We start from the raw sequence: 25,282 nt of genomic DNA, 5'->3' as shown, positions 1-25,282 counted from the left end.
GCGGTGTGTGCCGGGCCCGTCGACCCGGCACACACACGACTCAGTAGATGTTGGACGGGCGGACCATGCCCTCGGCCAGATCGCCGAAGCCCGGCGCGGGGATGGCGCCGGGGTTGCCGAGCACCTCCTCGACCACCGCTGTCTCGGTGGTGATCAGCAATGCCGCGATCGACGCGGCGCTCTCCAATGCCGCGCGGGTCACCTTGCACGGATCGATGACGCCCTCGTCGAACATGTCGCCGTAGGAGCCGCTCAGGGCGTTGAACCCGTGCCCGAGGGGCAGCCCGGTCACCACCTTGACCACCTCTTCGCCGTCGTAGCCGGCGTTGGTCGCGATCCAGAACAGCGGCTCGGCCAGCGAGTTGCGCACCACCTGCACACCGGCGCCCTCATCGCCGGAGGTGTCCAGCGATTCCAGGGCCCGGTGGGACTGGGCGAGTGCCGTGCCGCCACCCGAGACGATCCCGGCCTCCACCGCTGCCCGGGTCGCGGCCAGGGCGTCCTCGACCCGCAGCATGCGTTCCTTGAGCTCGACACTGGTGACACCGCCGACCCGGATCACCGCGACCCGGCCGGTCATCCGCGCGATCCGCAGTTCCAGGGCGTCGCGGTCGGCGTCGATTCGTGCCCGCTCGAGCTGGGCCTCCAGATGGCGCACCCGGGCGTCGACGAGCTCCTGCTCGCCGTGCGCGCCGACGATGGTCGTCTCGTTCTCGGTGACGGTCACGCGATCACAGGTGCCGAGGTGCTCCATGCTGACCTCGGAGAGTTCGATCCCGGTGTCCTTGGCGATCACGTGGCCGCCCAGGGCGACCGAGAGATCCTCGAGTTCGGCGATCCGGCGATGCCCGAATCCCGGGGCGCGGACCACCACCGACCGCATCGTGTTGTGCATGTTGCCGCCGACGAGCAGTTGCAGGGCCGGTCCGTCGACGTCCTCGGCCAGCACCAGCAGTGGCCGATCGGCACGCTTGGCGACCTCGATGGCAGGCATGATCTCCTGCACCGAGGTGATCTTCTTGTTGGTGAGCAGCACGACCGGGTTGTCGAGCACCGCCTCCATGCGTTCGGGATTGGTCACCATGTACCCGGAGATGTACCCGTGATCGAATTCGATGCCGTCGACGACCTCGACCGACAGCCCGAGTGTGTCGCTCTCCTCGGTGGTGATGACGCCGTTCTTGCCGACGTGTTCGACGGCGGCGGCGATGACCTCACCGATCACCTCGTCGTCGCTGGCGGCCAGCGACGCGATGCGTTCGAGGTCACTGCGGCCGCCGATCTGCACGGCCTGCTCGGTCAGCGAGCCCAGGACGGCGGTGACGGCGCGTTCGATACCCCGCCGCACCCGCATCGGATTGGCGCCCTGCTCGACGGCCCGCAGGCCCTCCCGGACCATGGCCTGGGCCAGGACCGTCGCGGTGGTGGTGCCGTCACCGACGACCCCGTTGGTCTTCATGGCGACTTCCTTGACCAGTTGGGCGCCCATATTGGCGAACGGGTCTCGGAGCTGGATCTCGCGGGCGATGGTCACACCGTCGTTGGTGATCGTCGGTGGTCCGGTGAGCTTCTCCAGGACGGCGTTGCGACCCTTGGGTCCCAACGTCACCTTGACCGCGTCGGCGAGGGCATTGACGCCCCGTTCCAGCCGCAGCCGCGCTTCGGCGTTGTAGCGCAACTCCTTGGCCATGTTGTCCAACCTTTCTCGAATGTCTTGTGGGGTAGATCTTTTCGGGTGTTTACGGTGTTCTCGGGTGCGGTCAGGGGATCAGGATGGCGCGCCCCCTGACCTTGCCTGCATCGAGGTCGTCGAGGGCCTGCTGGAAATCGGTGAGCGGATAGGTCGCGGTGTGCAGCGTGACCTTGCCCTGGGCGGCCAGCGTCATCAGTTCGGTGAGGTCGTTGTAGGAACCGACGAGATTGCCGATGAAGTTGATCTCGGTCGAGATGATGTCGATGGTGGGGACATTGATGTTCTCGCCGTACCCGACGACGAAATAGTTGCCGGCCTGCCGCAGCATCGCGACGCCCTCGGCGGTCGCGCCGCCCTCGCCGACGAAGTCGAGCACCGCCTCGGCGCCCTTGCCATCGGTCAGTGCCAGAACCTTCTCGATGTGGTTGCCGTGCTGATTCGGCCCGCTCGCTTCGCTCCCGGCGCCGTCGGCGACGATTCCCTCGTGCGCACCGACCTCGACGGCGAGTGCCACCGCGTCGGGGTTGCGGTCGAGCACCACGATGGTGACTCCGGAGATCGCCGAGAGCACCTGAATCCCGATGTGGCCCAATCCGCCTGCGCCGATCACGACGCACGTGTCACCGGGGCGGGTCATCCGCGCGACCTTGGCGGCCGCGTGATAGGCGGTCAACCCGGCGTCGGCGAGTGCGGCCACCGCGGCGGGCTCGAGTGAGTCGTCGATGCGCACCACGCTGCGGGCGGTCGTCTTCAGATAGTCGGCGTAGCCGCCGTCGGTGTCGATGCCGGGGAACTTGCTGTTCTCGCAATGCACGTCGTCACCGTCGCGGCACGCCCGGCACAGCCCGCAGGTGATCAGCGGGTGCAGGATCACCTTGTCGCCCACCGCGACGTTGGTGACGGCATCGCCGATCGCCTCGACCCAGCCGGCGTTCTCGTGGCCGATCGTGTACGGAAGGGCCACACCGCTCTTGGCCTCCCACTGGCCCTCGAGGATGTGCAGATCGGTCCGGCACACGCCGGCACCGCCGATGCGCACGATCACATCGAGTGGCCCGGTGATCTCCGGATCCGGAATCTCGTTGAGCTGCAACTTGTCGTGGTATCCGACCACCTGTACTGCTCTCATGCCGACCTCTTCTCGTCGATTGCGCCCCCGCTGGTGCGCAGATTGGTGATGACCGGGCCGCTGGTGCCGTCACACTCGCCGTCGTCGGCGTAACGGGTGGCCAGCAGGCCGCGGCAGAAATGGCTGTTGCCCTCCATGGAGATCCGCACCGATCGCGCGAAGCGCAATCGCATCGGGATCTGCTCGGGCGGCAGCGTGGTGCCGTCCTCACCGACGACGACCCGGCAGTTGGGACACACACCCAGGCCCAGCTGCACGCGGCGGCGCAGCAGTGCCCACTTGGCGGGGCCGTCGGGCAGATCGCGCAGCAACAGATGCTCACAGTCCTCGACGGTGGCCTGACCGGACGAGATGAGCTTGGCCACAGCGCGTTCCATCGCCGCGGTGTGCGCCTTGCGCAGGAACGTCAGCCGCAGTTCCTCGAGATCCTGTTCGGCCTCCACACCGAAGGTGCCCTTGTAGCCGGCGTGCGCGGCGAGCCCGGCGTTGATCTTGTCCGAGTCGTGGTGGTCGTCGAGCATGACCCGCACATCCCCGATGCCGTCGATGTCCTCGAGTGCGTCGAGGGCATCGGAGGCCATCAGATACGCGAAGTTGGGCGAGCAGAACGACGTGGGCAACCGCAGGTGAACGGCGACCCCGTCGTCGTCGATGAAGATCGATCGGACGAAGTTCAACTCGGTGATCGGTTGGTCGAGTTCGGGATCGAGCACCGTACCGAGTGCCCCGAGCACCGCGTCGACGACCATCACATCGGTATCGGTCGGCTCCGACAGCGCCGTCATGATGCCACCGCATCCTTCGCGCCCGCGGCCACCTCGGCTCCCGGGTCGGCGGCATCGGTGGGGATGCGCAGCTCGGCGGGCACCTCGATGTGCGGGTACAGCGCGGCGGCGTTGAGGCCGAGGATCTTTCGTTTCTGATCGGTGGTGATCGGGGCGTACTCGGTCATGTCCTCCGGGATCTGGAAGTCGACGAAACGCTCCACCAGCCACTGCGGTGTCCACAGCGCGTAGTCGCTGGCGAAGAGGATCTTGTCCTCGCCGATCCAGTACAGGAGCTCACCGATGATCTGTGCGAAGTAGCGCGGCCGCGTGTGGATGAACGGAATCGCCACGGCCAGACCGCCGTAGACATTCGACTCCTGGGTGGCGATCCAGCAGAAGTCCTCGAGGCGGGGGAGCCCGACGTGCTCGATGATGAAGTTCAGGTCGAGATAGTCGGTGGCGACCTTGTCGACGTCGGCGACGTCGAAGGCATCGCGGTCGAGCGGCCGGATGGTGGGGCCCTTGTGCACGTGCACGTTCTTGATGCCCAGCTTGATGCACTCCTCGAGATACCGGCGCGACCAGTGGTCGTCGAGCTTGTATCCCCGTGAGTCGCCATGCCATTCGGCCGTGTAGAGCTTCACGCCCTTGAGATCCATCGTCTCGGCGTCGCGGCGGAGCTGCTCGAGGCCGTCCTCGCCGTCGCGCGGATCATAGGCGTGGTTGTAGGTGAGTTTGCCGGGATTGTCCTGACAGAGCTTCAGCGAGTCGTCGACCTGCGCGAAACCGTTGACGTAGAAATCCCGCAGGATGGTGGCCTGGAAGATGGCGTGATCGGCCGGCCCCTCCTCGAAGAGATCCCGCATGAGGCGATCGGGGCCGTAGTAGCAGTAGGTGTCGTAATCCCACAGCTCCTCGGCGGGACTGAGATTGCGGTGATAGTCGTAGAAGCAGTCGATGAACTGTTTGCCGTGGATGTTGCGCTGGTTGGATTCGCGGCCGTCCCACAGGTGGACGTGGGCATCGACGATGAAATACTTGTCGCCATTCTTCTCGTACATCGGTATCACTCGCTCTCTCGCGGCGTTGACGGGGCTGTGTGGGCTGAAAACTGGTGCTGTGGTGTCTTGTCGGATGGTGGAATTCGCCGCCGGGGCCTGCTTGCGGGGGCGGAATGACCCCGGCGGCGAAGTTCTCTGGCGACCGCTCCTAGGAGGCGGTCAGGTCGAAGCCGATGAACTCGGCGGCGTCCTCGGGGCTGGCGAACAGGATGGTCTTGTCGTCGAGATGGACCATCCGTCCGTAGTGGGTCGAACTGATCTCCTCGAAGATCGATCCGTCGAAGTCCTGGCCGAGGGCGTCGGTCAGTTCGTCGTAGTCGAAGTCGAGGCGGTTGACCCCGTCGACGCGGATCATCGACGGGTATTCGGTGAGTTCGACACCGTCCTTGGCGCCCATCACGTCGGCGACGACGCGTCCGATCGGTGTGTTCATGAGCGTCACACCGCACATGTTGGAGAACTCGGTGTCGGCTCCGAATTGCATGGTGCTCACTTGTTCAACTCCTCTGGGATATCGACATCGATGGCTGCCAGGACATCGGCGAACTTGGTCTTCGCGTGTTCGAGGCTGGATGAGAACGTGACGGACTTGTCCGCCGGCTGCGACCAGATCGGCTGGAGTCCGCGCGCGGCGTCGAGGCACCGGGGAACCCATTCGGACATCCACCGCGAGAACAGCTTCCGATTGTCGATGCCGTGCTTCTCGTCGCGGGCGAGCATCTGGAACAGGGCGCGCGAGTAGTTCAGGTCCCGGTCGTAGTCGTACTCTCCGGTGCCGACGATCGTCGGGGTGATGTAGTCGCCGTTGCGGGCGGCGACCTGCATGACCAGTTCGGATCGGAACAGCGAGCCCACCAGCTGCTCGAAGACGATGTTGGAGCAGAACAACAATTCGGCCCAGTCGCCGATCGCGGTCAGGCGTTCGACGGCCTCGCGGGTGGGCTGCCACTCGGGAGCCGACTGCCAGACCTCCTTGTGCGCCGACCCGTCGAACGCCTCCTCGGCCTCGGAGAGGTCGAGATTGAACAGCGCCAGATCCTGCGCGAAACGCAGTTTGTGGGCGGCGTTGACGCACACCGCGTTGTTGATCATGTTGGTCGGCGCGGACCGCTGAATCGAGGTGAACACGTGCAGGCCCATGCCGCTCTCGGCGTGCATCCAGGCTCCGAGGTTGCGCTCGATGAACTTGAGCCACGCGGAGTTCCAGCCGTCGTAGGCCCGTGCGCGCTTGGCGTTCTGCAGGCACAGATCCACCTGATGCACGACTGCGGAGTTGTTGCGGTAGATCGACTGTTCCCACTCCTCGTTGGGGTCGAGGAACTGATGCCAGTTGCTCGACTGCGCCGAGGTCCATTCCTTCGGGTATCCGCCGGGGCCGTCGCCGAAGCCGTAGATCCAGCCCTGGGTGAGGTGCCGTTCGGGATCCGGCTGGACGTCGACGGTGACGTCCTCGTAGATCGTGGCGCGCTTCTTGGAGGGCTGATAGTAGTTGTACTTGCGGCTGCGGCTGCTCGGGAATTCCCGTGCGCCGGCCTCGGCGTCGGTGAATTCGATGGACGGGAAACTGCGTTCCCGGGGTTGCGCTGGTGCGGACATACCTTTCGTTCCTGTCGTTCAGGCTGACTCGACCGCGGTGGTCGTGATCAGGAGTCGAATGCCGGGCTGGTGAACTTGTCGTAGAAGATCTGGTCGTGGGGAACCGAATGCTGTTCCGCCAGTGCGAGAGCTGCATCGACCATGGGTGGGGGACCGCAGAAATACACCTCCGTTCGGGCCAGGTCCGCTTCGTTGTCGTTGACGATGTCGGTGACGTTCCCGCCGATGACGGTGACGCCCTCGGGTGCGTTGTCGGTGCTCTCCGACAGACATGCGGTGAACGAGAAGTCGTCGATCTTCTCACCGAGAGTGGCGATTTCGTCGAGTAGAAAGAGATCGGCGGCGGTGCGGGCTCCGTAATAGAACCGAACCGGTCGGTTCAGGCCGGTCTCGCTGATGTGTCTCAGGAGAGACAGTAGCGGCGCCATCCCCGCGCCGCCGCCGATTGCCACGATCGGCAGGACGTGCCCGTTGCGCAGGGTGCACGACCCGTACGGACCGTTCAGCTTGATCTCCTGACCCACCGACAGGCCGTCGGTGAGCATGCCGGCGAACAGTCCACCGGGATACTTCTTGATCAGGAACTCGAGCCGATCCGGGGTGGCCGGGGTGGTGGCGATCGAGAACGACCGCTTGTCCTCGGTGCCCGGGATGAACAGGTCGAAATACTGTCCCGACTTGAACTCCACGGACTCCGGTTCGACGACATCGAGTTTCAGGGACACGATGTCGGGGGTCATCGGTTCGATTGCAGCGACTTTCGTGGTGACATCCTGAATGGGTGCACCGCCGAGGAGTTCGTCCTCGTCGAAGTTGAGGAGCTCGATCTCGCAGTCGCTGTAAGCGTATGTGCGACAGAGGAGTACGTAACCTTCGGCCTCTTCGGCGTCATTGCAGGCGAAGGTGGAGTAGTCGTCCATCTGGACGTCGCCCTCGAGCATGTACGACTTGCAGGCCGAACAACGGCCCTCGCGGCAGCCGTGCATGAGGTGGATTCCCTGTCGGAATGCGGCGTCGAGGATGGTTTCGTCCTCGCCGACCTCCATCTCGATGTCGACGGGTTCGAAGCTGATCTTGTGGGTGTCGGCCATGAAGTCTCCTGGGGCGCAAGGCGGTGTGCGGGTGTGGCCGGAACGGCCAGGGCGTATCGAGGTCACGCGTGCGGTGGTGGGCCTCGATACGCCCTCGCCAGGGGCTCCTGGCGTTCCGGATCAGGGCGTCACGGATCAGACCGTGACGGCCCCGTTCTTGTTGGCCATGTAGGCGGCGATGTGAGCTTCACGCTCGTCATCGCTCATCTCGTTGAGCGCCACGTTGGGGCTGCCGAACGGGATGCCGCGCACATCGTCGAGCGTCCACATCTTCTTGGGGTCGAGATCCAGATGCGGTTGCGGGATCAGGGTCTTGCCGTCATCGCGGACGTAGCCGAGATCGGTGATTATGTCGGCGAGATCCTTGCCGTGATGCAGCGTCTCCCATTCGCGGAAACCGGTGAGGCGCCCCATGTTCGGGGTCGGTCGACCCTCGTACTCCGGGCGGAACGCCACCTTGTCGGTCCAGGCGCAGGTCTCCGAGCAGTAGGTGCGCCACTGGCCGTCGACCTTGTCGGTGACCATGTCCTCGCGGATGAGGCACGGCACCATACAGGTCCAGCAGCGGTGCGGGTACTCGTAGTCGACGTCCTCGAAGGCGATCGGCTTGTTCTTGCCGGGGTAGGCCAGACGGTTGTAGTTCTCCCACCACTTGCCGAACTTGTTGTACCAGCCGGGGTACTTCTCCTCGAACCACTCGAAGTCGGTGTCGGTCATGGCGTCGATCCGCCAGTAGTTGACCGGCCAGCCGGTGGCGAAGAAGCGGGCGACCTCGTGCACGTAGTGCTTGTCGACGATGCGGTTCCAGGCCTCCTCGACGAGATCGTGCGGGATGGTCAACCCGTACTTCTCCAGGGGCAGAAGGTAACTGCGGTAGTAGTCGTCGTAGATCCACCGACGCCACATCTCGGCGTAGGACTCCCGGTCCTTGCGGCGGTCCTTGGTGCCGTACTCGATGAAGGTACCGATCGCGGCGTCGACGACGCAGTGGTTGTTCCACCATGCGTAGCGCAGATCCCGTTCGAGCAGCGGACGATTGCGCTCGTCGGCCAGGGCCATCAGCAGGATGGAGTAGCCGTTGGAGATGTGCCGGGACTCATCGGACTGCACCGAGTGGAAGACCGTCGGCAGCAGGTAGTCGCCGTTGGCCGCGGCCTCGTCGGGCATCGCCACGAACAAGGTGTTGGTGAATGCCGTCTCGGCGACCACTGTCAGGTAGATGTTCGCGGCGGTGATGGCGTCACCGGTGATGAATCCCTCGCCGAACTGCCGGCCGATCGTGCCCGCGTAGTTGTTGGCGAAGGCCTTCTCGGTGATGTCGAAGCCGGCCGGGTCGATGTAGTTGTTCATGTACAGCTTCTTGAGGTTCATCTGGATCGTCGAATGACGAACCTCGTCGATCATCTGTACCGCGAGACCGTTGTGGATCTCCGGGTTGGGGACGGCGTCGATGGCCATCGGCATCGCGCGGGCCGCCGAGATCTCGGGGAACGGGATGATCGACAAGAACAGCTTCTGCCATTCGAGCCAGCGTTCCTGGACCTGACGGAACATGTTGCCGCGGATCGCGCCGTCCATGGCGCCGTAGACGCGGTTGTCCTTCTCCTCTTCCATCGGGAAGTACGACCGCATGATCTGCTTGAGCGGATCCTTTTTTGGTGCCTTCTCGAACGTGTAGTCGGTTCCGAACCGGGTTGCCGGGGTGGCGAAGGTGGGCTCCCACGACAGCTCGGTGATCTTCGCATGGGCCTTGGTCAAGCTCTGCCTGCTCAATGTGCGCCTCCTGTAGAAGAGCCGACGCGGTGTCGGCCTGCGGGCTGAAGCGCTACCGATACAACCGCGTGACGCGTCTCACACCCGTCTCACTGTGAGACTGGCCACATATCCATTGGTGTGGATCGGCGGTTGTGGTGGGCCTGAAACCGGCTGACCAGCGCGGATGTGTGTCGACTTCGCCTTTGTGTGTCCTGCAGGGCACACAAACTCAAAGTCGACACACATCTGCGGAAGATCTGACGTCGGGCGGAACTGCGGCAACGCGTGCCGCGTCCAACTCGGCATGATGACCTTTCCCACCGATACCCACGGCCTCATCCATCGAGCGTCGGTGATCGCGGTCGGACTGACCGACGAGGATCTCGCCCGAGCGGTGCGCACCAAGCAGATCGTGCGGATCGTCCGCGGGGTCTACGCCGAGGCGGTGCGCCGGGAGCCCGAGGAACTCCACCGACTGACCGCGATCGCAACGGTGCTCGCCGGGACCTCCGACGCGCCGTTGAGTCACCAGAGCGCGGCCGCGGTCCACGGCCTCGCCATGCTCGAACCCAACTTCCGTCGTGTCCACCGCACCGCGCCGACGGGCTTTCGGACCACGACGCTGCACTGTCACGTCGGCGAGGTATCCGAGGCGCACACCGTCGTGATCGACGGCGTGTCGGTGACCTCGCTCGAACGGACCGCCGTCGATGTCGCTTGCGGCGCCGACGGTTTCGCGAGGGCACTGGCCGTCTTCGACGCCGCGCTCCGGCGGGGTGCCGATCGTGAGGTGATGGCCATGATGCTGGCCGGTTCTCGTCGCGGGGTCGGGCGGGCCCGGCATGCACTGCGCTTCGCCGACGGAAATGCCGAGAGCCCGGGGGAGTCGTGGAGTCGCGCCCAACTGATCGAAGCCGGGCTGCGTCCGGCTCGGCTGCAGCATGAGTTCTACGACAAGCACGGCATCTTCGTCGCCCGGACCGATTTCGACTGGGACGGTCTGCTCGTCGGGGAGTTCGACGGCAAGGTCAAGTACCAGAAGCTACTGAGGCCCGGAGAGGACGTCACCGAGGTCGTGCTGCGCGAGAAGGCACGCGAAGACGCGCTCCGCGCGATGGGCATCATGGTGATCCGCTGGGTCTGGGACGATCTCCGGCGCGGCACCGTGGTCGCCAAGGTGCGTCACTGGCTGGTTCACCTCGCGCTGATGGCGGCCTGACCTGTCGCGAATGTGTGTCGACTTCGGCATTGCGTGTCCTGCAGGACACACAAACCCGAAGTCGACACAGGTCTGCGCCGGTCGTCGGGGTCTGCGTCGTCGGCGTTTCAGTCGTCGAGCGCTCGGTACACCGCGGCCTCGAAATCCAGCGCTGCGGTCATTGCCGTCGGGTCCGCGAACGGGAAGAGCTGGGTCCCCCAGGCGCCGGCGATCCCGCTCGACGGATCGATCCAGAAGTACACGTTCGCCAGTCCGGCCCACCCGTAGGAGCCGCCGCGGCGCCCGGTGGGGGCGTCGGTCTCGTTGGTCATCGCGAGAAGATTCCAGCCTTTGGCGATGCCGGGGAAGAATTCCGCGTCGCGGGTGCGTCGCGGATCGACGCCGGGCAGTGCGGTGACCTGCAGGTCGCCGAGCTGATCGGCGGTGGCCGCGGCGACCGTCTCCGGTCGCAGGAGTTGCTCGCCGTGCTCGGTGCGCCCGCCGCGCAGCCACAGCCGCAGGAACCGAAGGACGTCGGGGATCGTGGAGTAGAGGCCCTGCCCGCCCATGTCGACCGGTGGTGCATCCGGCGCCGTCGGGGCGCGCAGCGCCTTGAGGGAGCCGTCGGGCAGACGGGCGTGCAGTACGGCGGCACGGGCCAGTGCGGCACCGTCGCGCGCAAAGGTGGTGTCGGACATGCCCAGTGGCGTCAACAACCGCTGTGTCATCGTGTCACCGAGGCGGTGGCCGGTGATGCCCTCGATCACCAATCCGACCCAGTCGAGGTTGGTTCCGTACTCCCAGCGGGTGCCGGGATCGAACATCAGCGTCGTACCCAAGGATTCGACGGTGCCGGTGGCCACGTCCGGCAGATCCTGGGCCCGGGCCACCCGGGTGAAGTCCGCGTCGAAGAAGGCGTAGGCGAAACCCGCTGTGTGGGTGAGGAGTTGCCGGGTGGTCGGGATGCTTGCCGGTTCCCGCAGGCGCGGCGTGCCGTCGCCGTCGCATCCGTCGAGCACGGTGAGTCCGGCCAGACGGGGCTCGTACTCGGCAGCGGGGGCGTCGAGGTCGAGGACGCCGTCGTCGACGAGTTGCAGCGCGACGGTTGCGGTGAGCGACTTGGTGACCGAGTAGAGGGCGAGTACCGAGTCGGTGGCGATCGGGCCGACGGAACCGAGGTGGACGGTCTGCTCGGCGGTGCTCACCCCGGTGACGACGCCGGGCAGGGCCGAGGTGTCGGTGGAACGCAACCAGTCGTCGGCAGCGCGGGCGATGCGGTCGGTCGCGGCGTCCGGTGCGGCGTGTGGTGCGGAGTGTGGTGTGGGTGTCGCCATGGCGACTACCCTGCCAGGTCGCCGACGAAGCGCTCCAACCGCTCGAGTGCGTCGGTGAGATCGGCGGTCGAGGCCGCATACGACAGCCGGATGTGGTCGTCGGCGGTGGCGACGCCGAAATCCTTGCCCGGGGTGAGCGCGACGTGCGCCTCGAGCAGGGCACGGTCGCAGAACTCCGCCGACCCCAGGCCCGTCGGCGAGACGTCGATGTAGACGTAGAACGCGCCGTCCGGCGGGACCGGGACGGGCAGGCCGATGCGCTCGAGACCGTCGAGGACGAGGCGACGGCGATTGACGAACTCCCGTCGACGATCCTCGGCGACACCGAGCGACTCCGGGGTGAAACAACTCAAGGCCGCGTGCTGCGCCGGGGTCGGCGGACTGACGTAGTAGTTCTGCGCGAGCCGCTCGACGACGTCGACGAGGCCGTCGGGCAGGATCGCCCACCCCAGCCGCCATCCGGTCATGCCGAAGTACTTGGAGAAACTGTTGATGACGACGGTCGACGCCGTTGCGGTCGGGTCGGTGAGCACACTGCGCGGCGGATGGCCGTCGGCGTCGGGGTCGGCGAGGCCCAGGTAGATCTCGTCGACGATGCTCCACCCACCGCGATCGGTGACGTCGCGGCACAGCCGACGCAGGTCGTCGTGGGGGATCGAGGTACCCGTCGGATTCGACGGCGATGCCACGATCACCCCGCGTGTCTCCTCTTTCCACGACCGTGTGACGAGGTCCGGTGTCAGTTGGTAATACGTTTCCGGTGTCGTGGGAATCAACGACACCCGCGCTCCGAAGCTCTCGGCGAACTGCCGATTGCACGGATAGGACGGGTCGCCGATGAGGACGCCGTCGCCGTCGTCGATCAGCGCAGCACAGGTCAGCAGCAGCGCCGCCGAGGCACCGGTGGTGACGGCGACCCGACGCGGATCGACCTCGGCGCGAAAGTGTGTCGCGTAGAACCCGGCGATCGCCTCGCGCAGCTCGACGGTGCCGAGGGCCTCGGTGTAGGCCATCGGCCGGCCGTCGGCGGCGTCGCGGGCGGCGGCGAGGAACTGCGGGGGCGGGCCGAAATCCGGTTCGCCGATGTTGAGTCGGATGACCCGGTGTCCGGCCGCCTCCACGGCCGCGGCCTTCTTGGCGAACTCCATCGCGTAGAAGGGTGCCACCCGGTGCGCGCGCCGCGAGATGTGCATGGACACATTCTGCTCACGGCGCGCGCCGGAGGGGTCGGTGGGTGGGCCGGTCAGGTCAACGGTGGGTCAGGACACGGGTCGGTCAGGGAACGTAATTGAACGTGTCGGGATCGGGTCCGCGCCGCTTGTCCTTGTTGAGGCCGTCGACGGCAGCCATGTCCTCGGAGGAGAGATCGAAGTCGAAGAGCGCGAAGTTCTCCTCGACCCGCGAGCGCGTCACCGACTTGGGGAAGACGATGTCGCCGCGCTGAATGTGCCAGCGCAACACCACCTGTGCCACCGTGCGGCCCTTCTCCTCGGCGATCTTCTTCAGCACCGGATCATCGAGGACGTCGCCCTGCGCAATCGGCGACCATGCCTCGGTGGCGATGTTGTGTTCGGAATCGAAGGCGCGCAACGGGTTCTGGGTGAGGTAGGGGTGCACCTCGATCTGGTTGGCCGCGGGCACGACCTCGGTCTCGGCGAACAGGCGCTCGAGGTGATGCTTCTGGAAATTGGAGACACCGATCGCGCGGGCCTTGCCGTCGGCGTAGATCTTCTCCATCGCCTTCCAGGTCTCGACGAAATCGCCGACCTCGGGCAGCGGCCAATGGATCAGATACAGGTCGACGTGCTCGACACCGAGCCGTTCCAGGGACTTGTCGGTGGCCTCGAGGGCGTCGTCGAAGGCGTGAAAGCTGTTGTTGAGCTTGGTGGTGATGAAGACCTCGTCGCGCGGTATGCCCGACTTGCGTACTGCCTCACCGACTTCGGCTTCGTTCCCGTACATCTGCGCGGTGTCGATGTGACGATAACCCACCTCGAGGGCCGAGAGGGTGGCCTCGACGGTGTCTTCGGGCTTGATCTGGAAGACCCCGAAACCGAGCTGAGGGATCTCGACGCCATTGTTGAGTGTGATGGAAGGGACTGTCATGAAACACCTTTCACTGTGATGGTGGAGTGTGGACCCGCCAGGCGCGCACGGGGGGAGTACCTCACGGGAGGAGGACGAACTTGCCCCGGGGGTGGCGCCCGGACAGGTCGGCCAATGCGTGACCGGCCCTGTCCAGAGGGTACGTTGCGGCGACCTCGGTCACCAGGGACCCGTCGGCGGCCGCGGCGATCAGCGGCTCGATGGCCTCGGCCCGGTGGCGCTTGCTGTCGCTGCTCGATCCGTCGATCAACACGATGCCGTCCTCGGCGCGACCGAAGGCGGCGATGCTCACGATGCGTGAACGATCGGCCACCAGTTCCAGCGAGACATCGATCGCCTCATCGGTGCCGACCGTGTCGATGGCGACGGTGACCGTCCCCGGCGCCGCCTCGCGGATGCGCTCGATCAGCCCGTCGCCATAGGTGACCGGGATCGCCCCGAGCCCGCGCAGATACTCGTGATTGGTCTGCGCGGCGGTGGCGATGACCGTCGCCCCGGCCTTCACGGCGAGTTGGACGGCGACGACACCCACCGCACCCGCGCCGCCGTGCACCACGACGACATCGCCGTCGGCGACGTGTGCGGTGGCGATGGCATCGGCGGCGGTCATGCCCACCAGCAACAGGCCGGCGGCGCGCTGAACGTCGAGGCTCTCGGGCCGGCGATGGAGCCGGTCGGTGGCGACCACAACGTGGTCGGCGTACGCGCCGGGCACCGGATAGCCGATGACCGGATCGCCGACGGCGAGATCGTCGGTACCGGGGCCGACGGCCCTAACGGTGCCTGCGAACTCATTGCCGACAGGTCGCGGCAGGGCGGACTCGTCGGTGCCCATGAAACCCCGGATGATCTTCGCGTCGATCGGGTTCACCCCGATCGCCTCGACCGCCACCACGACCTGCCCCGGATCGGGGACCGGCAGCTCGGCCTTGACGACCTCGAGGGCCTCGACCGGGTCGCCGTACCGCACGGCGACGACCTGTCGGGCGGTCACCGCGGCGGAGTCGATGTCGAGGGTGTTGTCGTTGGTGTCTGGGGTGTTGGTGTTCGGGGAATCGGCCATGTTCGGTTCAAGGACACCCGGGCCGCGCGATATTCCGACGGTGACGTTGACCTCAGGGACATTGACCTCAGGACATTGACCTCAGCGAGATCGACCTCAGCGACGGAACCAGGCGCGTTCGTCCCCGTCGAGCGCGCGGGCCACACGGTGGCGGGTGGTCTCCGCGAGCGGCTCCGGCAGATCGTCGGGGGAAAACCAGGCCACCGCGAGGTTCTCGTCGTCGCCGACGCGTGGTTCGCCGTCGACGTGCCGCGCGAGGAAGCACACGTCGAGATACTGCGTCTGGTCCCCGTTCGGATAGGTGATCATCGGTGTCACGTCGATACTCGTCAGACGGTCGACGACCGCGGTGATCCCGGTTTCCTCGGCGATCTCCCGAACGATCGCGTGCGCGGGTTCTTCGCCGGGCTCGAGGACCCCCGAGACCACTGCCCACTCCTCGGTGTCGGCTCGGTGGGTCAGCAACACGCGGCCGGAGTCGTCGACGACGACCCCGCTGACCCCCGACAGCCACAGCGGGGCATGTCCGACGTGCGCACGAAGATCACGGATGAATTCGGGGATCGGCATGATGACGATCTTGCCTTCCGCATCCGCACACCGCCGGGCGCGCGGGCGCGCCGCGCCAGCGCCGGTGACCGTGTTCACATTCCCGCTGGTGAGGCGACCGCCGTCGACGGTTCGCACTCGCGTTCGAGTTCTTGTCGGTGGCCGATGCTTCACTGGGCCCATCCCGACGCAGAGGAGGCCACGGTGTTCGACCCACACACCCCCGATTTCGATGCTCCCGACCCCAACACACCCGATCTCGTCACGCCCGAAACAGGCGAACCCGATCCGGTCCTGGCCTGGACGGCGATGCGTGACTGGCTCGCCGACTCGGTGGCGGGCATCCCCGCCGGCGGCGTCCTCGACCTCGGTCCCGCCGAGTACGACGACTCCGACGATGCCGGCGACGTGCCGTGTGCTCAGATCCTGGTACTGCGTGACCAAACCTTCATGGTCAGGCTCTCGACGACAGTGATGACCATCCCGGCGGTTGCCGGATACGCGGTACCGCGCGCGATGCTCGACCGCTGGAACTACGAGGATCGGTTCCGTGATTGCACGCACGGATATCTGCTCACCCGTTCACGCGGCTGCGTCGCGGACGTGTGCGTCGCCTGGTTTCGGGACCGCCGTGCGATCAGTGGTCCCGCAGTCCTGGGTTGCCACTACACCACCGGTGACCCCGACCCCCGGGCCCGCGCCGCAGGGCGCGGCTCGGATGGGGGAGACCCCTGATCTTTCCCCCAGAAACCGTGCTGACCAGTGAATTCGGCCGACGGACGGCGCATGGTGGAGTCATGAACACCACAACAGACGCCACCACCACCCACGACGGCAGCGCACGCCGCAACGGCCCGAACTTCTGGAAGGTCCTGGGCATCATCGCGATCGTCCTCATCGCACTGGCGATGCTCGGACCAATCCTCAAGGGACTGTTCTGGATCGGTCTGATCGGCCTGGCCGTCTACGGTGCGATCATGCTGTTCCGGGCCTCCCGCAGCAAGGGCGGACCCACGTCGTCCGGCTTCTGATCCCGGAGAGGGGGAGCCGGAGCAGACCAGCCGACGCAGACTCGCAGAGAAAGCGTCGACCTGCGACGATGACCCCACTGCGGTTACCCTCCCCTCATGCCGAGGGTGATCGCCACCATCAGTCTGAAGGGCGGGGTGGGCAAGACGACGGTGACCGCCGGGGTCGCCGAATTCTTGTCCGCCGTATTCGGCAAACGGGTGCTCCTGGTCGATCTGGACGCCCAGACCAGCCTGACGACGGTCATGATCGGCCCCGAGCGTTGGCTCGAACTCAACGATCGGGGCCGGACCCTTGCCACGTTGTTCTCCGACGCCCTCGACGGCACCTCGTATTTCGACCGTGAGGCCGTACTGCAGCCCGGGGTGTCCTCGGTGGCGGAGGTCACCGGTGTGGACCTGCTGCCGGCATCGCTGGATCTGATCGAGCTCGCCGAGGAGTTGAGTGCGCGGCGGGTACTGGCCGACGATCACGCCGCCGCCGTGGAGATCCTGCGCCGCGCCATCGCACCCGTCGCCGACGACTACGACTTCATCCTCATCGACTGCCCACCCACCATGGGGCCCTTCACCCTCAACGGGCTCGCCTGCGCCGACGGCTTCCTCATCCCGACCATTCCGGATGTGTTGTCCACCTACGCCATTCCGCATGTCCAGCGGCACGTCGCCGACTTTGCCGAAGAGATCGGACGCGACATCCGCGAGCTCGGAGTCGTCATCAGCAAGTATCGGCCGTCGTCGGTGTTGCACCAGGACACGGTCAAGCGGCTGCGTCGTGACACCACCATCCAGAACGTGCTGCCCGCCTACATCCACGAGGGCAACGTCGTCGGCGCGGCCGCCGCGTTCGAGCCGTGGCCGACGCTGCGCGCCAAATACGGCCATCATGGCCACTACGAGCAGTTCGAGGCACTCACGCGTGCGGTCATGAACGAAGCGTTGGTCAAACTCCCCTGACCTCGGGCGCTCGCCGGCGGACACATCGATCAGCTCAGCTGGGCCAGTTGCTCGATGAGCTCACGACGCGTGCCCTGCGCCTCCGAATGGCGCAGCGGCTTGACCCGTTCGACGAGGATCTCATCGGTCGCGTCGGGCAGCAGGCTCAGCACCTCGTCGAGGAATTCCTCGAGCGGCATCGCCCACTCGGCCTGCGCCTGTCCGGGCATGAGGTCGGTTTGTACGGCCGGAGGAACCAGCTCCAGGACGTCGATCCCCTTGGGCGCCAACTGCACTCGCAACGAGTCGGTGAATGAGTGAATCGCCGCCTTGGAGGCGCTGTAGGTCGCGGTGGCGACCATCGGGGTGAAGGCGAGTCCCGAGGAGACGGTGATGATGGTGGCGTCGGGACGGCCGGAGAGGAACTCGGTGAACGCGGCGACCAGTCGCAACGGTCCCAGGATGTTGGTTGTCACCACGGCCTCCGCGGTGTCGAGGAAACCGCTTGTGGTCAAGTCTTCCGGGCGCATGATCCCGGCCATTGCGATGAGCACGTTGGTCTCGGGAAAACGTTGCTGCACTTCGGTGCTCACCCGGGTGATGTCGTCGGCATCGGCGGTGTCGATGCGGACGGTGTGGATGCCGGGGTGGGCCGCGGCGATCTCGTCCAGCAGCGCCGTACGGCGTCCACCGATGATCACGGTGTTGCCGAGCTCGTGCAGGCGCAGTGCCAACCCCAGGCCGATGCCGGAGGTCGCGCCGGGGATGAAAACGGTGTTGTCGGTGAGTTTCATGGATGCCACTTCACCATCGGTGTACCCCTGCCCGCCAGGGCCCACCCATCCACGGATCGGTGATCCCTGGATCGTGCCGGCCGGCCGGAGTAGGTGTGGACAGATGATCACCAGCCTCGGAACCACCATCGACCGAGCCGGACTCGCACAGTTCCTGCGTTCCCGGCGCGATGCGCTGCAACCGGCCGACGTCGGGCTGCCCGCCGGAGTCCGCCGACGCACCCGCGGGCTGCGTCGCGAGGAGTTGGCGCAGCTGGCCGGTATGTCGACGGACTACTACAGCCGGCTCGAACAGCAGCGTGGGCCGCATCCGTCGGCGCAGATGATCGCCGCGATCGCCCAGGCGCTGCACCTGCGGCTCGACGAACGCGACCACCTGTTCCGGCTGGCCGGCCTGAATCCACCGGATCGGATGGCGCACGACGATCACGTCGGCCCCGGCATGATGCGGATCGTCGACCGGCTCACCGACACCCCGGCGATGGTCGTCAACAGTGCGGGAGAAACGTTGTGGCAGAACGCGTTGTGCGTGGCGCTCATCGGTGACGACAGTGTTCACACCGGGTATCGCCGCAGCATCACCTACCGGTGGTTCACCGATGAGGCGACACGCGCACGGTTTCCCGAGGCCGATCACGACCATCACGCGCGAGCGCACACCGCGCGCCTGCGGACAGCGGTGACGATGCAGGGCCCGCGGTCGCGTGCGGCGCAGGTGGCCGACGAATTACGTTCGCAGAGTCCGCAGTTCGCCGAATTGTGGGACGAGCACGACGTCGGCACCCGACTCGCCGACGACGTCAAGCGTCTCCTGCATCCCGACCTCGACCTGATCGAGGTGAATTGTCAGACGCTCCTCGACCCGGACCGCGCGCACGCCCTGCTGGTGTACACCGCGATACCCGGAAGCGAAAGCCACGAGAAACTGTCGATGCTCTCGGCGGTCACGATCTGAGGTGTTCACGCGCCGCAGTGCTGTCGACCAGTTCCGACGGGCACGCGCCCGACGCCTCGCCGGCGACCGAGGCGAGTTCCTCACCCACCGACAAACGCGGCTCCGATGTGTCTGTCGCAGGGACGGTTTCGACGGTGGTGGGCTTGGTGCCGGTGAACAGTGAGGCGATGGCGCCGAGGACGCAGCAGATGAGTGCGAAGGTGAATGCTGCGGTGAGGCCGTCGGAGAAGGGGTCGCTGATCAGGTGGGGGAAGAAGTTGAGGCCGGTGAGGTGATCGACGCTGGACTGTGGGAGTCCTTGCAGTGCTTGGCCGGCGACCTCGCGGATCGGGTTGTAGCCGAGGAATGCCGCGAACAGGATGCCGACGGTGGGGATGTGGGCAATGCCGTCGGCAGCGGGTGCGGGCATGCCGTTGGCGGTCAGTCCGGAGTACATGGCGTCGGGTAGGTGGGTGGAGAGTCCGGCGATCATCAGCGAGAAGAACAGGCCGATGGACAGGACCATCGCGGCGTTCTGGAAGGTGGTCATCATGCCGGCGCCGGAACCACGCGAGGTGATGGGTAGGGAGTTCATGACTTCGGCGCGGTTGGGTGAGGCGAACAGGCCCATGCCGATGCCGTTGATGAGGAGCACGAGGGCGAACACCCAGTAGGTGAAGTTCACCGGCATCGCGATGAGCGCGCCGAAGGTGCCTGCGGTGATCAGCATGCCCATGGTGGTGAACCACTTGGTGCCGAGCTTGTCCGAGAGTGCTCCGGAAACCGGTGCGCTGATGAGGAAGCCGATGGTCATCGGGATCATGTAGATACCGGCCCACAGCGGGGTACGGGAGTAGTCGTATCCATGCTGCGGCAACCAGATGCCCTGCAGCCAGATGATCAGGATGAACTGCAAACCGCCACGGCCGATGGAACCGGCGAGGTTGGCGAGGTTACCGAAGGTGAACGACCGGTTCTTGAACAGGCTCAGTTCGAACAGTGGGCTGTCGACCTTGGTTTCGATGAACACGAACGCGGCCAACACGATGACGCCGCCGATCAACCCGGTCAACACCCAGGGGTTGGTCCAGCCCATGGCGTGGGTTCCGTAGGGCTGGATGCCGTAGGTGATGGCGATCAGGATCGCGATCAGGCCGACGGCGAAGGTGATGTTGCCCCACCAGTCCATCTTGGCGTGCTTGCGCTCACCGAGATCGTGCAGCTTCAGATACGCCCAGATGGTGCCGATGACACCGAAGGGCACCGACACGAGGAAGATGTAGTGCCACTGGATCGGGGCGAGGATGCCGCCGATGAGCAGGCCGAGGAACGAACCGGCGATGGCGGCCACACCGTTGATGCCCATGGCCAGACCGCGCTGGTTGGCGGGGAAGGCGTCGGTGAGGATGGCTGAGGAGTTGGCCATGAGGAAGGCGCCGCCGACGCCCTGCACGATGCGCCAGAAGATCAGCCAGATCGCTGCCTCACTGCCGTCGAACCAGGTGATGGCGAGGAAGATCGAGGAGATGGTGAAGATGGCGAAGCCCATGTTGTACATGCGCGCTCGGCCGAACATGTCGCCGAGGCGGCCGAAGCTGACCACGAGGACGGCGGTGACGACGAGGAAGCCCATCATCATCCACAGCAGGTAGCTGGTGTTGCTGCTGTCGAGGGGGTTGACGTTGATGCCCTTGAAGATGTCGGGCAGTGCGATGAGCACGATCGAGGAGTTGATGGTGGCGATGAGCATGCCCAACGTGGTGTTGGACAACGCAATCCACTTGTAGTGAGGACCGAAAGGCGCGGTCGGAGCCGGGTCGGCGGTCGGGATGGGGGCGGTCACTGTCTTCTCCTGCGATACCGGTGGTGGATGGTCGGGGCGCGCGGCGAGCGGGGATGGGCGGCCCGCTCGCCGCGCCGTCATCGGGGTGGAACCGAGTGCTCGGCAGAATCGGCGAGTTCGTCGCCGGAGAGTGCGGTGTCGGACAGCGCGGTGTCGGAGAGGGCAGTGTCGGAGAGGGCAGTGTCGGAGAGGGCGGCAGCGAGGGCCACCACCCCTTCGGTCAGATGCGAACGCGTCTGCGGGTCAAGGCGTTCCATCGCGGTGCCGAGGATCTGGGCCTTCGCCGACCGGGCGTGGTTGATGTGCTCGGTGCCTGCGACGGTCGCGACGAGTTGTCGCGCACGTCCGTCGTCGGGGTCGGGCGCGCGCTCGACGAAACCCTGCTGTTCCAGGGAGGCGACGATGCGTGACATCGTCGGCATCGTCACCGACTCGCGGTCGGCGAGCTCGGACAGGCGCAGCGGACCGTGATTGATGATCGTCCACAGTGCCGAGGCCACACCCGCACTGAGCACACCCTGCCCACCGGAGCGTAGTGAGCGGGTGATCCGGACCAGATGGTGATAAAGGACCGCCACGTCGGACGTGCCAGTGGCGGGCGTGTCAGTGGCGGACGTGGCAGTGGCGGGCGTGTCCGGTTCGACAGTCGTCTCGACGATGGTTGTGGTGTCCGGTGCGGTCGGCGACATCGGCGCGCTCCTTTCGGGAGGTATGCTCCGAATATAGTTGCTTAGTGCTAAGTAAGCGAACGGTAAAGTCCGGATGCTTCGATGTGCACTTCGGGCGTGCTCGGATTCACGGCGGGAATTCTCGTCGGGCGCGTGTGCTTACGGTGGAGTAGGGCGGGATGGCGACGAACCGCACCCGACCAACCCAAGACGAATGAGAACCCAACACGAAAACGAGGTGCACTGTGGCACGAGTGATCATCATCGGGGGACACGGGAAGATCGCGCTGCGACTGGCGCGGCTGCTCACCGCACGAGGTGACGCGGTCAGCTCGGTGATCCGCAACCAGGCGCAGAGTGACGACATCATCGCGACCGGCGCCACGCCCGTCGTCGCCGATGTGGAGCACCTCGACACCGGGGCCATCGCCGAGGTGCTCGCCGGAGCCGACGTCGTCGTGTGGTCGGCAGGTGCGGGTGGCGGCAACCCCGAGCGCACCTTCGCGGTCGACCGCGATGCCGCGATCCGCTCCATCGACGCCGCAGCGGCGGCCGGCGTGCCGCGCTACGTCATGGTCTCGTACTACGGTGCCGGACCCGATCACGGTGTCCCCGAAGATGATTCGTTCTACGCCTATGCCGAGGCCAAGGCTGCGGCCGACGCCCATCTCACGAGCACCGATCTGGCCTGGACGATTCTCGGGCCGAGCCGACTCACCGACGACCCGGGCTCCGGCCGCATCGAGGTCGGGGGATCGGACACCTCCGCCGGGTCCGGAACATCAGAGAGCGCGACATCCAAGAGCGAGGTCAGTCGCGACAACGTCGCCGCGGTCGCCGCGGCGGTGATCGCCGATCCGGCCACCGCGAAGCGGGTCATCGAGTTCAACGACGGTGACGTGCCGATCGAGAAGGCGCTGGCCTGAGCGAGACGCACTGACATGAGCGGTTTCGAGCCGGCTCTGGCGGAGATCGTCGGTGAGCGCAACGTGCTCACCGACGATGACGCCATGGCCGGATATCTCGTCGACTGGATGGGTCGCTATACCGGCATCGCCGACGCGGTGGTCCGGCCGCGCACCGTCGACGAGGTGGCTGCTGTGATGAAAGTGGCTGCCGCTGCGAAGATTCAGGTCTGTATTCAAGGGGGCAACACCGGCCTCGTCGGCGGGTCGGTACCACCGGCGACCGCGGATGGGCGCCGACGCATCGTTCTCAGCACCGCGCGGATGACCGATCTCGACGAGGTCGACCCGATCGGACGATGCGTGGGCGCGCAGGCCGGAGCGACGATCGCCGCCATCGACGCACACGCCGCGGTCCACGGACTGATGTTCCCGGTCGACCTCGCCTCCCGGGACAGCGCCACTGCGGGCGGTGTCGTCGCCACCAACGCCGGTGGCATCCGCATGATCCGACACGGCAACACCCGCGCGGCGATCTGTGGCATCGAGGCCGTCCGCGCCGATGGTGACGTCCTGCGACGCTGGTCGCCGCTCGTGAAAGACAATGTGGGATATGACATCCCGGGACTGCTCGCGGGGAGTGAGGGCACCCTGGCCATCATCACCCGAGTGCTGTTCCGGTTGGTCGGCCCGCCGGTCGCCACCGTTGTCGTCGTGGCCGCACTCGAGCGGGTGGCCGATGCGCTCACCCTGATCGGGCGGGCCCGCGAGGCAGGTCTGGTGATCGAGGCCGCCGAGTTCATGACCCGCGAGGGTGTCGATCTCGTCGGCGAACACGGCAGCCGACGTCCGGTCTCCACCCCCGCTCCCTACCATCTTCTGCTCGAGGTCTCCGGGGCCGGTGACACCGAGACAGCCGTCGTCGACCTCCTCGACGACGCCGAGGGCATCGTCGACGCCGTGCTCGAACCCGGTCCCGCGCGGGCGCTGTGGGAGATCCGGGAGAGTCACACCGAGGCCGTCGCGCGTGCCACCACGACCCCGGTCGTCAAACTCGACGTGTCGTTCCCGATCCGGTCCCTTCCGCACGCCATTGCCGAATTACAGGACCTGCCTGGTCATCTCGACGTCGCCTGCCGCCCCATCCTGTTCGGGCACATCGGCGACGGCAACATCCACGTGAATTTCCTCGATGTGCCGGTCGAGGCGACCGACGCCGTGACCGACGCCGTCTTCGGGATCGTCGCCCGGCTGGGCGGCAGCATCAGCGCCGAACACGGGATCGGCCGGGCGAAGACGGCGTGGATCCGACTCGGTCGTTCGCCGACCGACCTGGCCACGATGCGCGCCATCAAGGACGCCCTCGATCCGCAGGGTCTGCTCAATCCCGGAGTGCTCTTCGGCTGAGTCGAGCCGCGCCGCACGGCCACGCCACATTACGATCACGGTGATCGTGACCCTGGTCGTGCCCAGAACGCATCCCTACGGTGGAGCACTTGTGAGTTCCACCCTGACCGACATCACCGACGTTCCCGCCGAGGACGACGCCGCACGGCGGCGCCGGCTACGCACGGTCGTCGCCGCGAGCCTGCTCGGCACCACCATCGAGTGGTACGACTTCTTCCTCTACGCGACCGCCGCAAGCCTGGTGTTCTCCAAGGTCTTCTTTCCCGACCAGAGCAGCTTTGTCGGAACGTTGTTGTCGTTCGCGACCTTTGCCGTCGGCTTCGTCGTGCGCCCGATCGGTGGCGTCGTGTTCGGACACATCGGCGACCGCATCGGCCGCAAACGCACCCTCGCGGTGACGATGGTCCTGATGGGCGCGGCGACGGCACTGATGGGCGTCCTGCCGACCGCCGCGCAGATCGGGTTCCTCGCCCCGGTACTGCTGCTGTGCCTGCGAATCCTGCAGGGATTCGCCCTCGGCGGCGAATGGGCCGGCGCGGTGCTGCTCGCCGTCGAACACAGCCCCGCGCGGCGTCGTGGTCTGTTCGGGTCGATCCCGCAGATCGGCCTGGCGCTCGGGCTCGCCCTGGGCACCGGTGTCTTCGCGATACTCCAGGTGGCCTTCGACGATCACGACTTCCTGGTCTACGGATGGCGGATCGCGTTCCTGCTGAGCATCGTGCTGGTTGTCATCGGATTCGTGGTGCGGCTGAAGGTCTCGGAGACCCCGGCCTTCCGTGAGGTCGCCGAGCTCGAGCAGAAGTCGAGTGCCCCGCTGCGCGACGTCGTCCTCCCGCCCAACACCCGCAACACCGTCCTCGGTCTGCTCGCGCGCTGGGGTGAGGGATCGGCGTTCAACACCTGGGGTGTGTTCGCGATCGCCTACGCCACCGGCAGTCTGGGCCTACCTCGCGTGCCGGTCCTGGTGTCGGTCACCATCGCGGCTCTGGTGATGGCGGTGGGCCTGCCGGCGTCGGGGGTGCTGACCGACCGCTACGGGCCGCGACGCATCTACCTGATCGGCATGATCGCCTACGCGGTCGCGGTCTATCCGGTCTTCGCACTGTTCGGCACCGAGAAGCTGGTGTGGTTCACCGTCGGACTCGTGATCGTCTTCGGTGTGGTCCACGCACTGTTCTACGGCGCCCAGGGCACCTTGTTCGCCTCGCTCTACCCGACGCCGGTGCGTTACACCGGACTCTCGGTCGTCTACCAGTTCTCCGGCATCTATGCCTCGGGTCTGACACCGCTGATCCTGACCGCACTCATCGGTGCCGGTGGCGGCTCGCCGTGGTGGGCGGCGGGTTACCTGGTGGCGACCGGACTGATCAGCGTGGCCGCGACGGCGGCGATCCGGCAGCGCGACCTGCACCTCTGAGGAGTCGG

24 protein-coding genes are annotated in these 25,282 nt (G+C 66.2%); 8 read left to right on the top strand and 16 right to left on the bottom strand.

Features of this window, described 5'->3' with window-relative positions; translation table 11 throughout:
• Nucleotides 1-40 precede the first annotated feature (40 nt).
• The 8 genes from groL to AC5ZH6_RS18500 form a co-directional block, all read right to left on the bottom strand.
• Nucleotides 41-1,690, bottom strand: coding sequence for a chaperonin GroEL (groL, locus tag AC5ZH6_RS18535; RefSeq protein WP_006370693.1), 1,650 nt, complete (start codon nucleotides 1,688-1,690; stop codon nucleotides 41-43).
• 70 nt (nucleotides 1,691-1,760) lie between these two features.
• Complete coding sequence (locus tag AC5ZH6_RS18530) at nucleotides 1,761-2,822, bottom strand: NAD(P)-dependent alcohol dehydrogenase (protein ID WP_094600860.1); 1,062 nt, start codon at nucleotides 2,820-2,822, stop codon at nucleotides 1,761-1,763.
• The gene (locus tag AC5ZH6_RS18525) at nucleotides 2,819-3,607 is read right to left on the bottom strand and encodes an iron-sulfur cluster assembly protein (protein WP_006370695.1); all 789 of its coding nucleotides are present in this window, start codon (nucleotides 3,605-3,607) and stop codon (nucleotides 2,819-2,821) included. The genes AC5ZH6_RS18530 and AC5ZH6_RS18525 overlap by 4 nt, the downstream gene beginning before the upstream one ends.
• A complete protein-coding gene (locus tag AC5ZH6_RS18520) occupies nucleotides 3,604-4,650 on the bottom strand; it encodes an amidohydrolase family protein (RefSeq protein ID WP_006370696.1) in 1,047 nt (348 codons plus the stop codon). Before AC5ZH6_RS18520 ends, AC5ZH6_RS18525 begins: the two co-directional genes overlap by 4 nt.
• A gap of 148 nt (nucleotides 4,651-4,798) precedes the next feature.
• A complete protein-coding gene (gene mimD, locus AC5ZH6_RS18515; RefSeq protein ID WP_170320219.1) occupies nucleotides 4,799-5,134 on the bottom strand; it encodes a propane 2-monooxygenase effector subunit MimD in 336 nt (111 codons plus the stop codon).
• A gap of 5 nt (nucleotides 5,135-5,139) precedes the next feature.
• Complete coding sequence (locus tag AC5ZH6_RS18510) at nucleotides 5,140-6,246, bottom strand: aromatic/alkene monooxygenase hydroxylase subunit beta (protein WP_006370698.1); 1,107 nt, start codon at nucleotides 6,244-6,246, stop codon at nucleotides 5,140-5,142.
• A 47-nt stretch (nucleotides 6,247-6,293) separates the two neighbouring features.
• The gene (locus AC5ZH6_RS18505; RefSeq protein WP_006370699.1) at nucleotides 6,294-7,337 is read right to left on the bottom strand and encodes a 2Fe-2S iron-sulfur cluster-binding protein; all 1,044 of its coding nucleotides are present in this window, start codon (nucleotides 7,335-7,337) and stop codon (nucleotides 6,294-6,296) included.
• Nucleotides 7,338-7,472: 135 nt separating this feature from the next.
• Nucleotides 7,473-9,110: an aromatic/alkene/methane monooxygenase hydroxylase/oxygenase subunit alpha gene (locus AC5ZH6_RS18500; RefSeq protein WP_006370700.1), complete on the bottom strand. Its 1,638-nt coding sequence runs from the start codon at nucleotides 9,108-9,110 to the stop codon at nucleotides 7,473-7,475.
• Nucleotides 9,111-9,396: 286 nt separating this feature from the next.
• Here AC5ZH6_RS18500 and AC5ZH6_RS18495 point away from each other — a divergent pair, with 286 nt between their 5' ends.
• A complete protein-coding gene (locus AC5ZH6_RS18495; RefSeq protein ID WP_035728172.1) occupies nucleotides 9,397-10,311 on the top strand; it encodes a type IV toxin-antitoxin system AbiEi family antitoxin domain-containing protein in 915 nt (304 codons plus the stop codon).
• Nucleotides 10,312-10,418: 107 nt separating this feature from the next.
• Here AC5ZH6_RS18495 and AC5ZH6_RS18490 read toward each other — a convergent pair whose 3' ends face one another.
• From AC5ZH6_RS18490 to AC5ZH6_RS18470, 5 genes are all read right to left on the bottom strand, one after another.
• The gene (locus tag AC5ZH6_RS18490; protein WP_006370702.1) at nucleotides 10,419-11,624 is read right to left on the bottom strand and encodes a serine hydrolase domain-containing protein; all 1,206 of its coding nucleotides are present in this window, start codon (nucleotides 11,622-11,624) and stop codon (nucleotides 10,419-10,421) included.
• A 5-nt stretch (nucleotides 11,625-11,629) separates the two neighbouring features.
• Nucleotides 11,630-12,817 carry an aminotransferase class I/II-fold pyridoxal phosphate-dependent enzyme gene (locus tag AC5ZH6_RS18485; RefSeq protein WP_006370703.1) on the bottom strand — a complete coding sequence of 396 codons (1,188 nt, stop codon included), beginning with the start codon at nucleotides 12,815-12,817 and terminating at the stop codon, nucleotides 11,630-11,632.
• A gap of 82 nt (nucleotides 12,818-12,899) precedes the next feature.
• The gene (locus tag AC5ZH6_RS18480; protein WP_006370704.1) at nucleotides 12,900-13,730 is read right to left on the bottom strand and encodes an aldo/keto reductase; all 831 of its coding nucleotides are present in this window, start codon (nucleotides 13,728-13,730) and stop codon (nucleotides 12,900-12,902) included.
• Nucleotides 13,731-13,791: 61 nt separating this feature from the next.
• Nucleotides 13,792-14,793 (bottom strand): NADP-dependent oxidoreductase, encoded by a 1,002-nt coding sequence (locus AC5ZH6_RS18475; RefSeq protein ID WP_006370705.1) that lies wholly within the window; start codon nucleotides 14,791-14,793, stop codon nucleotides 13,792-13,794.
• Nucleotides 14,794-14,889: 96 nt separating this feature from the next.
• A complete protein-coding gene (locus AC5ZH6_RS18470; RefSeq protein WP_496167621.1) occupies nucleotides 14,890-15,363 on the bottom strand; it encodes an NUDIX hydrolase in 474 nt (157 codons plus the stop codon).
• Nucleotides 15,364-15,546: 183 nt separating this feature from the next.
• On the opposite strand from AC5ZH6_RS18470, the gene AC5ZH6_RS18465 reads away from it, so the two are divergent.
• From AC5ZH6_RS18465 to AC5ZH6_RS18455, 3 genes are all read left to right on the top strand, one after another.
• A complete protein-coding gene (locus AC5ZH6_RS18465) occupies nucleotides 15,547-16,077 on the top strand; it encodes a hypothetical protein (RefSeq protein ID WP_288337738.1) in 531 nt (176 codons plus the stop codon).
• A 62-nt stretch (nucleotides 16,078-16,139) separates the two neighbouring features.
• Nucleotides 16,140-16,373 carry a hypothetical protein gene (locus AC5ZH6_RS18460; RefSeq protein ID WP_014360855.1) on the top strand — a complete coding sequence of 78 codons (234 nt, stop codon included), beginning with the start codon at nucleotides 16,140-16,142 and terminating at the stop codon, nucleotides 16,371-16,373.
• Nucleotides 16,374-16,469: 96 nt separating this feature from the next.
• Nucleotides 16,470-17,327 carry a ParA family protein gene (locus tag AC5ZH6_RS18455; protein WP_288337737.1) on the top strand — a complete coding sequence of 286 codons (858 nt, stop codon included), beginning with the start codon at nucleotides 16,470-16,472 and terminating at the stop codon, nucleotides 17,325-17,327.
• A 29-nt stretch (nucleotides 17,328-17,356) separates the two neighbouring features.
• Here AC5ZH6_RS18455 and AC5ZH6_RS18450 read toward each other — a convergent pair whose 3' ends face one another.
• Nucleotides 17,357-18,100, bottom strand: a complete 744-nt coding sequence (locus tag AC5ZH6_RS18450; protein WP_014360853.1) for an SDR family oxidoreductase — start codon at nucleotides 18,098-18,100, stop codon at nucleotides 17,357-17,359.
• A gap of 103 nt (nucleotides 18,101-18,203) precedes the next feature.
• Here AC5ZH6_RS18450 and AC5ZH6_RS18445 point away from each other — a divergent pair, with 103 nt between their 5' ends.
• A complete protein-coding gene (locus tag AC5ZH6_RS18445; protein ID WP_288337736.1) occupies nucleotides 18,204-19,055 on the top strand; it encodes a helix-turn-helix transcriptional regulator in 852 nt (283 codons plus the stop codon).
• On the opposite strand, the gene AC5ZH6_RS18440 is transcribed toward AC5ZH6_RS18445, so the two are convergent.
• Together AC5ZH6_RS18440 and AC5ZH6_RS18435 are read right to left on the bottom strand one after the other, a co-directional pair.
• Nucleotides 19,045-20,877: an MFS transporter gene (locus AC5ZH6_RS18440; protein WP_496167619.1), complete on the bottom strand. Its 1,833-nt coding sequence runs from the start codon at nucleotides 20,875-20,877 to the stop codon at nucleotides 19,045-19,047. The two genes, AC5ZH6_RS18445 and AC5ZH6_RS18440, sit on opposite strands and share 11 nt — an antisense overlap.
• A 77-nt stretch (nucleotides 20,878-20,954) precedes the next feature.
• Nucleotides 20,955-21,566 carry a MarR family winged helix-turn-helix transcriptional regulator gene (locus tag AC5ZH6_RS18435; protein ID WP_288337723.1) on the bottom strand — a complete coding sequence of 204 codons (612 nt, stop codon included), beginning with the start codon at nucleotides 21,564-21,566 and terminating at the stop codon, nucleotides 20,955-20,957.
• Between the two features lie 224 nt (nucleotides 21,567-21,790).
• On the opposite strand from AC5ZH6_RS18435, the gene AC5ZH6_RS18430 reads away from it, so the two are divergent.
• The 3 genes from AC5ZH6_RS18430 (at nucleotide 21,791) to AC5ZH6_RS18420 (ending at nucleotide 25,274) form a co-directional block, all read left to right on the top strand.
• Nucleotides 21,791-22,471, top strand: coding sequence for an NAD(P)H-binding protein (locus tag AC5ZH6_RS18430; protein WP_006368678.1), 681 nt, complete (start codon nucleotides 21,791-21,793; stop codon nucleotides 22,469-22,471).
• A gap of 15 nt (nucleotides 22,472-22,486) precedes the next feature.
• Nucleotides 22,487-23,857 (top strand): FAD-binding oxidoreductase, encoded by a 1,371-nt coding sequence (locus tag AC5ZH6_RS18425; protein ID WP_288337722.1) that lies wholly within the window; start codon nucleotides 22,487-22,489, stop codon nucleotides 23,855-23,857.
• A gap of 91 nt (nucleotides 23,858-23,948) precedes the next feature.
• The gene (locus AC5ZH6_RS18420) at nucleotides 23,949-25,274 is read left to right on the top strand and encodes an MFS transporter (protein WP_288337721.1); all 1,326 of its coding nucleotides are present in this window, start codon (nucleotides 23,949-23,951) and stop codon (nucleotides 25,272-25,274) included.
• Nucleotides 25,275-25,282: the final 8 nt, after the last annotated feature.

Source organism: Gordonia sp. YC-XJ4, from assembly GCF_059511865.1.
This window is presented reverse-complemented; position numbering and strand designations above follow the sequence as displayed.

Bases quoted from the DNA above. Each gene is read 5' to 3' on its own strand.
- AC5ZH6_RS18490 (WP_006370702.1), bottom strand. From the start codon at position 11,624: ATGGCGACACCCACACCACACTCCGCACCACACGCCGCACCGGACGCC.
- AC5ZH6_RS18455 (WP_288337737.1), top strand. From the start codon at position 16,470: ATGCCGAGGGTGATCGCCACCATCAGTCTGAAGGGCGGGGTGGGCAAG.
- AC5ZH6_RS18505 (WP_006370699.1), bottom strand. From the start codon at position 7,337: ATGGCCGACACCCACAAGATCAGCTTCGAACCCGTCGACATCGAGATG.
- AC5ZH6_RS18480 (WP_006370704.1), bottom strand. From the start codon at position 13,730: ATGACAGTCCCTTCCATCACACTCAACAATGGCGTCGAGATCCCTCAG.
- AC5ZH6_RS18525 (WP_006370695.1), bottom strand. From the start codon at position 3,607: ATGACGGCGCTGTCGGAGCCGACCGATACCGATGTGATGGTCGTCGAC.
- AC5ZH6_RS18485 (WP_006370703.1), bottom strand. From the start codon at position 12,817: ATGCACATCTCGCGGCGCGCGCACCGGGTGGCACCCTTCTACGCGATG.
- AC5ZH6_RS18470 (WP_496167621.1), bottom strand. From the start codon at position 15,363: ATGCCGATCCCCGAATTCATCCGTGATCTTCGTGCGCACGTCGGACAT.
- groL (WP_006370693.1), bottom strand. From the start codon at position 1,690: ATGGCCAAGGAGTTGCGCTACAACGCCGAAGCGCGGCTGCGGCTGGAA.
- AC5ZH6_RS18460 (WP_014360855.1), top strand. From the start codon at position 16,140: ATGAACACCACAACAGACGCCACCACCACCCACGACGGCAGCGCACGC.
- AC5ZH6_RS18450 (WP_014360853.1), bottom strand. From the start codon at position 18,100: ATGAAACTCACCGACAACACCGTTTTCATCCCCGGCGCGACCTCCGGC.
- AC5ZH6_RS18530 (WP_094600860.1), bottom strand. From the start codon at position 2,822: ATGAGAGCAGTACAGGTGGTCGGATACCACGACAAGTTGCAGCTCAAC.
- AC5ZH6_RS18435 (WP_288337723.1), bottom strand. From the start codon at position 21,566: ATGTCGCCGACCGCACCGGACACCACAACCATCGTCGAGACGACTGTC.
- mimD (WP_170320219.1), bottom strand. From the start codon at position 5,134: ATGCAATTCGGAGCCGACACCGAGTTCTCCAACATGTGCGGTGTGACG.
- AC5ZH6_RS18495 (WP_035728172.1), top strand. From the start codon at position 9,397: ATGATGACCTTTCCCACCGATACCCACGGCCTCATCCATCGAGCGTCG.
- AC5ZH6_RS18425 (WP_288337722.1), top strand. From the start codon at position 22,487: ATGAGCGGTTTCGAGCCGGCTCTGGCGGAGATCGTCGGTGAGCGCAAC.
- AC5ZH6_RS18445 (WP_288337736.1), top strand. From the start codon at position 18,204: ATGATCACCAGCCTCGGAACCACCATCGACCGAGCCGGACTCGCACAG.
- AC5ZH6_RS18475 (WP_006370705.1), bottom strand. From the start codon at position 14,793: ATGGCCGATTCCCCGAACACCAACACCCCAGACACCAACGACAACACC.
- AC5ZH6_RS18520 (WP_006370696.1), bottom strand. From the start codon at position 4,650: ATGTACGAGAAGAATGGCGACAAGTATTTCATCGTCGATGCCCACGTC.
- AC5ZH6_RS18510 (WP_006370698.1), bottom strand. From the start codon at position 6,246: ATGTCCGCACCAGCGCAACCCCGGGAACGCAGTTTCCCGTCCATCGAA.